The organism is Sphingobacterium deserti (assembly GCF_000757725.1).
Lineage (GTDB): Bacteria > Bacteroidota > Bacteroidia > Sphingobacteriales > Sphingobacteriaceae > Sphingobacterium > Sphingobacterium deserti.
In genome coordinates this window covers 16,614-29,717 of record NZ_JJMU01000031.1, presented here as the reverse complement: position 1 = coordinate 29,717, position 13,104 = coordinate 16,614, and the positions used below count along the sequence as shown (strand labels likewise).

Annotated in this window: 10 protein-coding genes; 5 read left to right on the top strand and 5 right to left on the bottom strand. The window is 41.6% G+C overall.

All coding sequences use genetic code 11. The features are described 5' to 3' along the window. Nucleotides 1-447 precede the first annotated feature (447 nt). Entirely contained in the window at nucleotides 448-1,950 is a 1,503-nt protein-coding gene (locus DI53_RS10390) for a RagB/SusD family nutrient uptake outer membrane protein (RefSeq protein WP_037498752.1), read from the bottom strand. Nucleotides 1,951-1,961: 11 nt separating this feature from the next. Then, entirely contained in the window at nucleotides 1,962-5,180 is a 3,219-nt protein-coding gene (locus DI53_RS10385; protein ID WP_037498750.1) for a SusC/RagA family TonB-linked outer membrane protein, read from the bottom strand. A gap of 564 nt (nucleotides 5,181-5,744) precedes the next feature. Here DI53_RS10385 and trmD point away from each other — a divergent pair. From trmD to trpC, 5 genes are all read left to right on the top strand, one after another. After that, the gene (trmD, locus tag DI53_RS10380) at nucleotides 5,745-6,422 is read left to right on the top strand and encodes a tRNA (guanosine(37)-N1)-methyltransferase TrmD (RefSeq protein ID WP_037498748.1); all 678 of its coding nucleotides are present in this window, start codon (nucleotides 5,745-5,747) and stop codon (nucleotides 6,420-6,422) included. 290 nt (nucleotides 6,423-6,712) lie between these two features. Beyond that, nucleotides 6,713-8,116, top strand: a complete 1,404-nt coding sequence (locus tag DI53_RS10375) for an anthranilate synthase component I family protein (RefSeq protein WP_037498746.1) — start codon at nucleotides 6,713-6,715, stop codon at nucleotides 8,114-8,116. Continuing rightward, the gene (locus DI53_RS19595) at nucleotides 8,113-8,340 is read left to right on the top strand and encodes a hypothetical protein (RefSeq protein ID WP_052072331.1); all 228 of its coding nucleotides are present in this window, start codon (nucleotides 8,113-8,115) and stop codon (nucleotides 8,338-8,340) included. Before DI53_RS10375 ends, DI53_RS19595 begins: the two co-directional genes overlap by 4 nt. A 23-nt stretch (nucleotides 8,341-8,363) precedes the next feature. Next, nucleotides 8,364-8,939 (top strand): anthranilate synthase component II, encoded by a 576-nt coding sequence (locus DI53_RS10365; protein ID WP_037498743.1) that lies wholly within the window; start codon nucleotides 8,364-8,366, stop codon nucleotides 8,937-8,939. 93 nt (nucleotides 8,940-9,032) lie between these two features. After that, nucleotides 9,033-9,818, top strand: coding sequence for an indole-3-glycerol phosphate synthase TrpC (trpC, locus tag DI53_RS10360; RefSeq protein ID WP_037498774.1), 786 nt, complete (start codon nucleotides 9,033-9,035; stop codon nucleotides 9,816-9,818). A gap of 109 nt (nucleotides 9,819-9,927) precedes the next feature. On the opposite strand, the gene DI53_RS10355 is transcribed toward trpC, so the two are convergent. The 3 genes from DI53_RS10355 to DI53_RS10345 form a co-directional block, all read right to left on the bottom strand. Further along, nucleotides 9,928-10,797: a cupin-like domain-containing protein gene (locus DI53_RS10355; RefSeq protein ID WP_037498741.1), complete on the bottom strand. Its 870-nt coding sequence runs from the start codon at nucleotides 10,795-10,797 to the stop codon at nucleotides 9,928-9,930. A gap of 594 nt (nucleotides 10,798-11,391) precedes the next feature. Further along, on the bottom strand, nucleotides 11,392-12,159 hold the full coding sequence (locus tag DI53_RS10350; protein WP_037498738.1) for a uroporphyrinogen-III synthase: 768 nt from the start codon (nucleotides 12,157-12,159) through the stop codon (nucleotides 11,392-11,394). A gap of 11 nt (nucleotides 12,160-12,170) precedes the next feature. Then, nucleotides 12,171-13,091 (bottom strand): DUF4271 domain-containing protein, encoded by a 921-nt coding sequence (locus tag DI53_RS10345; RefSeq protein ID WP_037498735.1) that lies wholly within the window; start codon nucleotides 13,089-13,091, stop codon nucleotides 12,171-12,173. Nucleotides 13,092-13,104: the final 13 nt, after the last annotated feature.

The window sequence follows — 13,104 nt, the reverse complement described above, 5'->3', positions numbered from 1 at the left end:
TTAAATAACAACAACGGTGCTAATGTAGATCATTTAATGCTTACTTACAAAACATTTAACAAAAAAGTTGCAAAAACATATTCCATTGATAACTAATATCAATAAAGGTGTATTAGTTGAAATAAAAACTCGTAAACCAGTCGGAAATCATAAAATATTGAATTTCAATAAAGAGTGAAATTAAAGAAAGCCACGCCTAGGCTAACATTAGCTATCCAATTTGTGACCTATTACCACATATATCGTTGAAATCGAGTCAAGGAGACGCCAAAGAGTACCACTCAAAAAGTGCAGTTAGTAAACTCTGAAAAGTATGGAGCGGCCCTACCGCCAGATAGCGAAAAGGTGCTGGTAGAGGCATGCAGTTGCTCAAGCAACAAACAAAAAGGGGCTGATACCACATGGCATCAACCCCTTTTCGAGAAACTTATATTAATTATTTACTGACTAGTTTGACGGATTTTGATCAGCGATAGTCAACGCCTTGTTTGCATTTAACTCATCCTGTGGAATGGCAAACAACCATTTGTTTGATGTGGCAGGCAACGTTGTGAAGCCTGGCGAGAAATTGCTTCCGCCATCGCCGTTTAGATTTCCACCACCATGGTTACCATCACCTGTAGGACGGTTCAAACCTTTACCAAGGCGCTTGATATCTAAAATACTGAAACCTTCGCCCCACAATTCGATCTTCCGTTGCAATAAGATTTCATTCAGTAATGCATCGCCTGCTAATCCCGCTGCAGTGTATGCCGGATAGCGTGTGCTTACCAAGCTAGTCAAGGTTTGAACAGCTGCTGCAGCTTGACCTACGCGAGCTTCAGATTCCGCTTTCACAAGATAAAGCTCTGCTAAACGCATAAATAAATAATCCGATGCCCAGTTTCCTGATTGTCTCAACTGAAATTTCAGCTGCGAATAGATAGGAATATCTTCATTTTGCTCTGCTTGGAAAAGCGTCTTTCTCACATCACCCGCAGGGATTTTATCATACAGCGATTTCGTGATCTTCTTTTGTCCACCTAATGCTGCATAACCGCCTGTAGCCGGTCTGTTATCCATGTGAGAATAGAAAGATGCGAAGATCGTTGCTTGTTCTACATTCACTTCGCCACCCCATAGCCATTCTGAAGCGCTTAAGGTGTTGAAACCAGACGCGGTATACTCGGAAGTTGTGAACAAAGTAGCGCCACTATTTGCAATAGCTTTATCAGCCATTTCAATAGCTTTAGCGTAGTCTCCATGTTGCAAAGCTACACGGGCATAAATCCCTTGTGCAGTAGCAAGATCGACGTGCGACAGATGGGCACGAGACTTTCCTTCTAACAAAGTTTCCGCTTGTGTAAGATCAGCAAAAATTTGATCGTACACTTCCTTCACTGTACCGCGTGGATTTCCTTCTGTTGTAGGCTCCGTGTAAAGTGGCACCCCTGGATTTTGATCACCATACTTAGAAAAGAAGTTAACTAAATAAAAGTAGGAGTGTGCACGCAAAGCTAAGGCTTGACCTGTGATAAGATCTTTCTCTTCCTGAGAACCAGTAGCATTTGGCACTTGTGCGATAATTCTGTTTGCATTGTTAATAATGCGGTAGTAGTAAAACCAAGTACGGTCAGGCCTTTGGCTTGGATTCGCATTACTAAATGCTGCATAATTATATTCGCCGGTGTAATAGTTATATCCTTGCGTATGCAAAATCATGTCTTCGCCCATCATATCTGATGTCAGATCATATGATTTTTGTCCGAAGTTACTATGGTTTGTTAAGGAGCTGTACATAGTACGGATGGTACCGTTCAGTGCAACCATCGCTCCATCAGTAGTCGTGAAAACTAAATCCGCACTTACTTCGTCAGTAGGATTTGTTTCTAGATAATCTTTGCTACAACCCGTAGCTAGCACCGTAAAGGCTAACGCAGCTACAGCTAATTGTTTATATATTCTATTCATGTTATTGTCTATTATAAACCTATCGTTACACCAAAAGTGAAGTTACGCATAGTTGGGTAAGTATAATCTGCCGTTCCTGTAAACGCGCGTTGTGGATCCATACCTCTTCTGCTTGTAAAAATCACCGCATTGTCTACGTTCGCAAATACACGTAATCCTGATAAACCTGCTCTTGAGATCCATGTCTTATCGAAATTGTATCCTAACGTGATGTTTTTCACATTCATGTAAGATGCATCAAATAAGAAACGAGATGACGCTGCATTTGGAGCACCCGCACCTGGGATGTTGTTTTGCAAACGTGGAACGTCAGTTTGGTCACCAGGCTGTTTCCAAGCATTCAAGATATCTGTATGCCAGTGTGTACCATAGTTTCCTGCATGCATCAAGGACGCGTAATTTCCATCATAAAATTTACCACCGATTTGGTAAGTCAACAATACGGAAAGATCGAATTGTTTGTAACGGAACGAGTTTGTCATACCACCTACAAGGTCAGGAATAGCAGAACCGTGGTAGTAGTAAGTCGCTTGATTCACGTTATTTGTCGTTGTACGGCCAGTAACATTACCTTGTTGATCCAATTCGTCTCTGTACCAAAGCGCATCTCCGTTATTTGCATCTACGCCGGCGTAATCTCTCAACCAGAATTGATACAAATCTTCACCTTCCATCAACTTCTTCGTACCGCTAATGATACCGTTTTCACGGCTTTCTGCTGGCAACTTCGTGATTCTATTTTTGTAGTGACTGAAATTAAGATCTATTCTCCAGTCAAAATCTGTGTTACGAATGGCATTGTAACCAATCTGTACATCGATACCACGGTTATACATTGTTCCTACGTTTCTCCAAATAGAAGTAATACCTGTAGACATTGGAAGTGGAACCTGGAATAACAAGTTAGTCGATTCACGGTTATACCATTCGATGGTACCATCGATCTTTCTATCGAACAATGTAAAGTCTAAACCAACGTTAACCGCTTTGTTTTTCTCCCAGCTAAGGCCTTCGTTTGGCAATGAACCAATGATTGCACCTGGCATATTTACGTTGTTCCAGCCATAGCCATACAAACTCTGCCACCCGTAGAAGTTATCGATGTTTGTATTTGTTGGATCTTCTTGATCGGTTTCGTCTGTTCCACGCGCTTGTACAACACCCTCGTTACCTTGCTCACCGTAACTTGCACGCAATTTCAACTCATTTACCCAACTTACATCTTTCAAGAAGTTCTCTTGGCTGATGCGCCATCCTGCACCTACGGAATAGAAGTTACCCCATTGATTGCCACCCTGTCCATCTCTTCCTGGGAAGAAACGTGAAGTACCGTCACGACGGAAACTACCTGATAACAAATACTTATCTTCGTAGCTATAGTTTACACGGCTAAAGTAACCTTCAATGCGGTGGAAGTTTGCGTATGATGTGGCATCCTCTAGCGTAGCACCCGGCGCTAACTCCGAGTTTCCTGGAAATGGAAAGCCTGATCGTGTAGCCGATAAGAAATTACGCTCTAAACGGTAGTTTTCATGACCCACCAATGCATTGATGTTATGCACCTCGTTGAAGGTTTTATCCCATGACAATACTTGGTTGAACGTGAATGACAACTGTCTGTTTTGAATTTTTGTTGAACGTCCACGAACATTTTGCGCATCCCCGAATTCAGGGTTTTGGAATGTTGTGGTATATCTGTTGTAATAGTTACCACCTAAAGTTGTGCGGAATGTGAAGTCTTTAAGGAACTTCGCTTCTAAATAGGTGTTAAAGTTGACGTTACCGATTTTTCCGGAACGCTCATCCAGGTCTAATGAACCCAATAGGTTGGAGTTACCAGCGTAAGGTCTAGCACCCATCTGCGAGTTTACACCCCAATCCAGCACACGACCACCAGTCAACGGATCAACGGTGAATGCACCTTCTCCATCACGTTGCCAAACCGGATAAATAGGTCCCATCATACGTGTGTAATAGAAAGGATTTGTTGTTGCCGTTCCACCGCTGGAAGAAACGTTGTCTTGATAAGCCAAAGCACCATCTAGATTAATACCGGATGATAACCAGTCTTTGATTTTCGTATCTACGTTCACGCGTGCATTAAAACGCTCATAACCTGAAAACTTAACATAACCTGGCTCATTAAGGTATCCGAAAGAGACATAGCTTGTGGATTTATTAGATCCGCCAGAGTAGTTTAAGTTGTAATCTTGTCTGAACGGCGTGCGGAACAAAACATCCTGCCAGTCGTCAGCATATAAAATCTCTACATCTGGGTTGAATTGACCGTTTGGTAAAACAACCTGATTGTTAGCAGCATTAGTAACGTTGTAGCGCAGACCAGTAATCAACTGGTTTGATGCATTTTGGTTAATCGCATCTGTGATATTAGCGGGGTTACCACCAGCTAATCTATTTCTTGTTGCATGCCACATTCCTTCATAATAATCAGGTATGCTTACGCGGTCATACTCCGGAATAGCGCGGTTTAAAAAGCCTAATCGAGCTGTGAAATTTAACCGAGGCTCGCTAGAACGACCTTTTTTTGTCGTGATCATGATAACACCGTTCGCCGCACGTGATCCGTAAAGTGCTGTTGCAGCCGCATCTTTCAATACAGTAGTACTCTCGATATCATCCGTAGATATAGCCACATTCGAACCCGAGTAAGGCACACCATCAATTACATACAAAGGAGAAGAACTTGCGTTAACAGAACCGATACCACGAATACGGATATCCGCGCTTGTACCAGGTGCACCGCCACCACTGTTGGCTTGAATACCAGATACTGTTCCTTCTAAAGCTTTCGTAAATGAAGCAACCTGTTGCTTTTCGAATGTTTTCGATGTGATAGTAGATTCCGATCCAGTAAAAGCTGTCTTCTTCACCGTACCGTAAGGAACCTGTACAACAACTTCTTCTAACATTTCCTGATCACTTACAAGTTGTACGTTAACGACGGATTGATTTCCAACAGTTACACGTTGTGATTGGTAACCTACATAGGTAAAAGTAAGTACCGCGTTGGAAGATACGGTCAACGAATAGCTACCGTTTCCATCGGTTTGCGTGGCATTGGACGTGCCCACTACGGCTACGGAAACCCCTCCAAGAGTTGCTCCATCCGTTGAGGACGTTACCCGACCACTCACTTGACGATTTTGTGCGAATGTGAAGCCAATTAAGCTCGTCCACACAAAAATAAAACTGAGTAATTTTTGTTTCATATAAATTTGTTGTTTAATTATTTTGCTTATCAAGCGTCGCCTATGCTATTAGGCTTTTGTAACGCTTCCATAATAAATGTTAAAACATGTTAAGAAAGCGGAGGGCAAATATAGATGCATAAAGTTGTTATTGCAAGTTTTTGAATAGAAAATACTTAATTCAACAAAAACGCCAAGAACACCGTTGCTTATTTGTAAAAATTACAAATTTGTTTGATAACAAATCGTTAAGGATAGGTTTTAAAAACAGAATAATATTCTGAATTAACAAAATATGATAAAACAAATAACGCATGCCGTCGTTCCAATGTTAATTTAATGTTTTTAAAATGTTACAATTCAATAAGCAGTGAAAAGTAACATTCAACCACAATGCTGGTAAAATAAAGGATATCATTTTGAAATTTTAATGATCAATTTTTGATAAAGCGAGAAAAATATAAGCTAAACAACAGATTGACAATGATCAAATAATGCAGTGCTCTCCCCTTACATAATTTCTACCGGATGTTTATTAAACGCAGGTAGTATCTGAAACATTGATTAACTTCTTATCTTTGCAGCATGCGCTTCGACATTATTACCGTATTACCAGGGCTATTGGAAAGTCCGTTTGCCCACTCTATTTTACAACGGGCACAAAAGAAAGATCTTTTGGAGATCCATGTGCACAATTTGCGGGAATACGCGAACAACAAACATAAGTCTGTGGACGACTACCCCTATGGCGGCGGCTCGGGCATGGTGATGCAAATTGAGCCTTTCGCCGCTTGCATAGAGAAATTACAGAGCGAACGTGAATATGACGACATCATCTACATGACACCTGATGGCGTTACACTAAACCAACAGCTGGCTAATGAGCTATCGACAGTCCAAAATATTATGATCTTGTGTGGACACTATAAAGGTATAGACCAACGGATCCGCGATATTTATGTCACTAAGGAGATTTCTGTCGGAGATTATGTATTGTCTGGAGGAGAATTGCCTGCAGCTATAGTGGTCGACGCAATAGCACGATTAATTCCGGGAGTACTGTCTGATGAAACTTCCGCACTCTCTGATTCCTTCCAGGATGGTCTTTTAGATGCGCCCCTTTACACAAGGCCCGCCGATTGGCGAGGACATAAGGTGCCGGATATCTTATTAAGTGGACATGAGGGCAAAATTGCAGCCTGGCGAGACGAGCAACAGCTCATACGCACCAAGGAACGCCGGCCGGATTTGTTGAATGACTAATATTTAGCGGCGTTTATTGTTTTTTTGTTAAAAAAAATTTGATAAACAAAAAATAATGATAAATTTGCGCTATACAAATGAAGACTATAAAATTACATACTAATTGGTGGTGGCTCGAAGCAGATAGCGTCGGGACATAATTTGGTATGGTATAAAATATTCATAATCAACCAAAACTATTGTGAAGATCAGCCCGACGCGTAAAATGTCGGGCTTTTTTTGTTTCGGAGGATTCATGAAGTGCCATACCTAATTTTTTATCTATAAAACATTTATTTTTGATCGCTCATATGGAATATCAATTAAATACCAACCATAGAAAGATACTTGCAGATACCACAACACCTGTCAGTATCTATTTGCGCATGCGGGATATTTTCCCGAATAGCCTTTTGCTGGAAAGCTCGGAATACCACAGCCGCGACAATAACGTCAGCTACATCTGCTGTGACCCTATAGCAGGAATCGTACTGACCGATGAGCAATTGCGTATTGCCTATCCGAAAAAGGAACCGATCTATCAACCCGCATCGGCTATTAAACTTCGTGAAGAGGTATCTAACTTTCGAAAACAATTCACGCAGTCCGACCTACCGGATGTAAATGTTATCTCTTCAGGATTATTTGGTTATTTCACCTTCGATGCTGTTGCCCATTTTGAAGATATCACGTTAACAAGGGAAGCCGCCGCGAGTCGCAACATCCCATACATGCAATACCATGTGTATCGCTATGTCATCGCGATAGATCATTTCCGGAACCAACTATACATCTTCGAAAATCTGCTTGAAGGCGAATCTTCCGAACTCGACCGGATGGAATACCTTATACAAAACAAGAACTTTCCGGAGTATCAGTTTTCGCGCGTAGGCGAGGAAACTTCCAATATGGCAGACGAAGATTTCAAGCAGCTGGTAGAAAAAATGAAACAACATATCCAACGGGGAGATGTATTTCAAATCGTACCATCACGCGCCTTTGCGACACCATTTTTAGGTGATGAATTTAACGTTTACCGAGCCTTGCGTTCTGTGAACCCATCACCCTACTTGTTTTACTTTGACTACGGCGATTTCAAACTCTTTGGGTCGTCTCCGGAAGCACAGCTCACCATCAAGAAAAAAGAAGCAACGATCTATCCTATTGCGGGTACATTCAAGCGTACCGGCGATATGGAAAAGGATGAAAAGATAGCGGAAGAATTGAAGAACGACCCGAAAGAGTCTGCCGAACATGTTATGCTGGTTGATCTTGCTCGTAATGACCTGAGCAGACACTGCACCAATGTGCAGGTGAAATCTTATAAGGAAGCACAATACTACTCGCATATCATCCACTTGGTTTCAAAGGTTTCCGGAAAGCTTAATCCGGAGGCAAACCCATTTGATGTTGTGGGCGACACCTATCCTGCAGGAACATTATCTGGCGCACCAAAGCATATGGCACTTACGCTTATCGACCGCTACGAAGGACTACAGCGTTCCTTTTACTCGGGCGCATTAGGCTACATGGGCTTCAATGGTGATTTTAACCATGCTATTATGATCCGTTCGTTCCTGAGCAAAGAAAATACGTTGCATTACCAAGCGGGTGCGGGCATCGTACTTGACTCGGATCCGGAAAAAGAACTTCAGGAAGTAAATAACAAAATTGCGGCCCTTCGCCGTGCACTTGAAATTGCAGAAACATTATGATTAGACCATTAGCCTATTGCGAAAGCATCAATCATTTTGAGCATTCGATCGATACTATTGATAACCGTATCCAAGAGTTGTTGGAGCTACGCAAACAATATGTTGCGGGGCATAAGGCGCTGCAAAATGTCGAAGCAGATGAGAGCCCCGAGTTTATACCGGAGAATGACAGCATACATGCGCTTAATAGCATGATCACCGCATCTTTACACCAATCGCGATAACCTATAAAGTATAACATACTGCCATGAGCAACGATAAAATATTGGTAATTGATAATTACGACTCATTCACGTACAACTTAGTGCATTTGCTGCAAGAGCTGAAGCAGAGCTATACCGTCTTAAGGAATGATAAGTTTACGCTGGAGGAAGTAGCCAACTACGACAAAATTCTCCTTTCACCGGGCCCTGGAATACCAGAGGAAGCAGGTTTATTACTGGATGTTATACGCCGGTATGGATCATCGAAAAGTATTTTAGGCATCTGTCTGGGCCAGCAAGCTATCGCGGAGGTATACGGGGGCGCGCTATACAATATGCCCAAACCTCTACACGGGGTGGCTACAGGCATCATCATCACGGACGAAGAAGAAAAGCTGTTTCAGGACTTTCCTAAAGATTCCCTAATCGGCAGATATCATTCGTGGGCGGTAGAAAAGGAATCTTTACCGGCATGCCTAAAAGTAACCGCGGTGGATAGTGATGGGGTGATAATGGCTCTGGCGCATACGCAACATGATGTCCGTGGGATGCAGTTCCATCCGGAATCTATCTTGACTACAAATGGGAAAAAACTGATCGATAATTGGTTGAAAAAATAGCAAGGGATTTGTGTGCCATATACGACATGGCTGCACTATTCGATTATTTTAGAAAGCCCTTGATTTTTGTATTTTTATTACATAATGGAAAAAATGACGATTCTTGACACAATAGTTAAAAGAAAGAAGATTGAAGTTGCCGAGGCGAAGGCGAAGGTGACTACCGAAGAATTACAGGCTTACCCGTTGTATTCACGCACCTGTTATTCCTTAAAAGAATCTATTCAAGAGCATGGAACGAATGGAATCATCGCAGAATTTAAACGAGCCTCTCCATCCAAAGGATTGATCAACGGTAATGTGGGTGTGGAAGAAGTCGTACTCGGATATCAACAGGCTGGCGTATCCGCCGTTTCTGTATTGACCGATGCTGATTTTTTTCACGGGAGCCTCAACGACTTGCTTGTCGCACGACAAACGTTGTCTATCCCGCTTTTACGAAAAGAATTTGTGGTAGATGCCTATCAAATCACGGAAGCAAAGGCTTACGGTGCAGATATCATTCTACTGATAGCGGCTTGTTTAAGTCCGCAAGAAGTTCAGGATTTTGCTGCGTATGCTAAATCGCTTGGGTTGAATGTATTATTGGAAGTGCACAACTTGGAGGAACTTCAGCAAAATCTCATCGATAGCGTCGACGCCATCGGCGTGAACAACAGAAATCTGAAGGATTTTAGCGTTGATCTACAGCATTCTTATGATTTGGTCGATAAAATCCCTGATAACTACATTAAAGTTTCTGAAAGCGGCATATCTGACCCGAAAACCATTACCGCGCTAAAATCTGCTGGCTTTAATGGCTTTCTAATTGGCGAAAATTTTATGAAAACTACGAATCCCCCGGCTGCTATCGAGGAATTTGTTGCATCAATGGGATAGATAGATGGATGATAGTGAAGGGTTGCTAACGTAAGCCAAGCTATTCGCAATACGCCATGCGCATAAAAAAACACCAGATAAAAAAAGGAATCGTCACTGATTCCTTTTTTTATGAACTTCTTCTACGGATCCCGCGCTGTGCTCTTTTTTGCGCAACATCGATCTTATAATCCAACCACTTTTGCTTAAAAAGCTTACGCATGGTATCATCAAAATGTCGGGTGATAAACAAATTTCTGGCACCCTTTATTTTCTCACTCAACGAATTGGCCAGCGCACGCACGGAGATGGAATAGCCTTCTGTCTCGTACTGTATATAATGCCACCAGCCCGCAGGCATGTACAGGGTATCCCCAGGGTGGATGAGTGCTTCGTAACCATCCAACAGCTTAAGGCCAGGATATTTTTCCGGATCACTGGTTTTCAAGTTAGCGATGCTATGGAAGTTATACGGTAATTTATACATCAAGTCAGACTGGTCATTAGGGAAAACCCATATTCTCTTCGTACCTTGAAACTGCGAGATAAAAACATGGGACATGTCAATATCAAAATGATTACGGGTGGCAGAACCTTCACCGCCAAAAAACATGTAGGGCAGCCATTGCAACACCTTCCCGCCAGTTACGTCATTGAAAATTACATCCTTCTTTAACTCCGGCCGAATTTTAAGGAGATTAAAAAGAAACAGGCGAAGTTCGGTAGGTTCTGCGCTTATTTTATCGAGATACTCGCCAAAGCTCATGCGACCGATCGGCGGACTGGCGGCATGGTTTTGAGATTCTTCTTCGCGTCCATATATATCTACTTGCTCGCTACCAGCTATTTCCTTGAAATAGTCGTAACTCCACTTTTGCCAACACGCACTATCCTTGCTAATAAAATCTTTGATGATGACAGGCTGACCTTTGCTAAGATAATCCCTAACAAAATCCTTCGGAGTAACTCCTGATATACTATCTACTGGTTTTAATTTCACTAGTTTTTTAACTTATCGCCTACGCAAACTTAAAAAAAAAATATGCTATCGAAGGCAAATTTCTACACTATTTTTAATCTTTCTAAATAAGCAAATCGCAGCATCCATTTCGCTATGCCATGTCTTATTATTCTCGCTGCTAATGCATGCACAAGATGCTCGCATAGTACATCACTAAATCATTAACATACAACGTCTTACGGATCCTCCTTATACCATCTTGGATGCACCCATAAATACACAAAGCTTCAGGATTAGATTCCTTCAAGACATCGCCCGCCAAAATATGCTAGCGAGTCCTATGCGTTCGAGCAGAGAAAGATAGTCCTTCTGCCTTACAGGGATGAATAGAATCTACCTTTAGCTCGACAATATACATGTTAAATTTCGATATTTTAAATTTATCATCAAACTGGAAATTATAATGAAAAGCGGAACAGGGATAGATTGTAATCACGACTGTTTAGTAGCTGCAGGGTAGCGTGCTTGGACTGCTCCTCGGCGTAACTTTCGAGGAACCAATATGGCGGGATGCGCGCTTAAGATAGCATGAACGAAAAAGAGAGCTACGTTCTGCAGCTCTCTTTTTAATGTCTATTTATTGACTTGCTTGATGTATTGTTCTACAGCCATCGTCATACTTGGCGCTTCTGGCGTAGGAGCTGGAATATCCAATATCAAATCATGTTTTAACAATTCTTGTTGCGTTGTCGCTCCGAACGCTGCAACACGCGTGTTGTTTTGTTTAAAGTCAGGGAAATTCTCATACAAAGATTGTACGCTTGAGGGACTGAAGAATACAATAACATCATAAAACACATTCTCAAGATCCTGTATGTCGCTGATTACGGTGCGAAACAAAACAGCTGGCGTAAAGTCATACCCATTGTCTTGTAGCCACTTTTGCGTTTCTTCATTTGCAACATCTGAGCAAGGAAACAAAAACTTCTCTTTGCTATGTTTTTTCAAAACCTCTTCCAGATCTTTCGCGGTCTGCTTTCCAAAGAAGATCTTACGTTTACGGTACTGAATATATTTTTGAAGATAAAGGGCGATTGTTTCTGATATACAGAAATATTTCATTTCTGATGATACCTCGTAGCGCATTTCTTCACAAACACGGAAGAAGTGGTCAACCGCATTTTTACTGGTAAAGATAACGGCAGAGAAATCAGCAAAATTTACTTTCTCTTTGCGAACGTCCTTCGCTGGCACACCTTCCACATGGATAAAACCTCTAAAATCAAGCTTTAAGTTGTATTTCTCAGCCAATGTGAAATATGGAGACTTATCATTTTCGGGTTTTGGCAACGTAACTAAAATGCTTTTTACCTTCTTGGCTCTTGCTACATCTACTTGCATATTCAATTTTTTTAATTGCTCAGTGTTTTAACCAATATCAAAATCGGCGCTACTTCGAGTGCGCAAAGATACAGAATTAAATAAAAAATTGAAAACTTAAGATTTCCAAAAAGACGAAGAGCTGTTCTCAAAAACCTGTAAATAAATAAGATAGACGCCACCACGCTAAACAAAATTAACACAAATTTAAAATAGTTTGCGGGGATCAGCGTTACGGCTAAAAGAATGGGCATTAAAAATAACATACTATTGAAATACACCAAATACAAAACCGTAACATATTCTCTTACCAACCGGCCGATTTCAAAAACAAACGATATAAAACGTATTAATAAAATCTTCAAAACAAATAAAACGGCAACGATCACTGTCGTGCGCAAGTAGTTCGACCAATTCAATACATCGTGGTGCAAGAACGATGATTCTACCAGCACAATAAATAAGCCTAAAGCGAGGCTAAAAATTAGATAGAGCAATATGTAAGGCCACGAGGTGAGCATATTATCCTCTTTACTAATTTGCTGCAGGGTGCGTTCATTATAATAGGCCTGCACAATCATGGTAAAATCTCCAGGAAACAGAATTCTAACTAGACCTACTGCAAAAAAAAGGACAAACACACTGCCGAGTATCCATGCCGGGCGGCTGATCTTTTGTGTTCCCATTGCTGTCGGCACTTCACTATCCTCGCCACGCATATAGGATAAGCTTTTTTCGAAATCTACACTTCGGGTCTGGATACCAGCGAGCAAACGCTGTAAAAGCTGATGCGGCCGATCGTCGGGCGGATAGATGTAGTTAAAAGTGTCTATTTCCTGCATCATAACGCTATCCGCGCTGTTCGTTGTTTGTAGCGAATCCGACTGACAAATGCCCGGTAAAACCGACAAAAAAAATAGACCAGTGATTAGAATGCGCTTCAACCAATACATGCAAAAAATTACT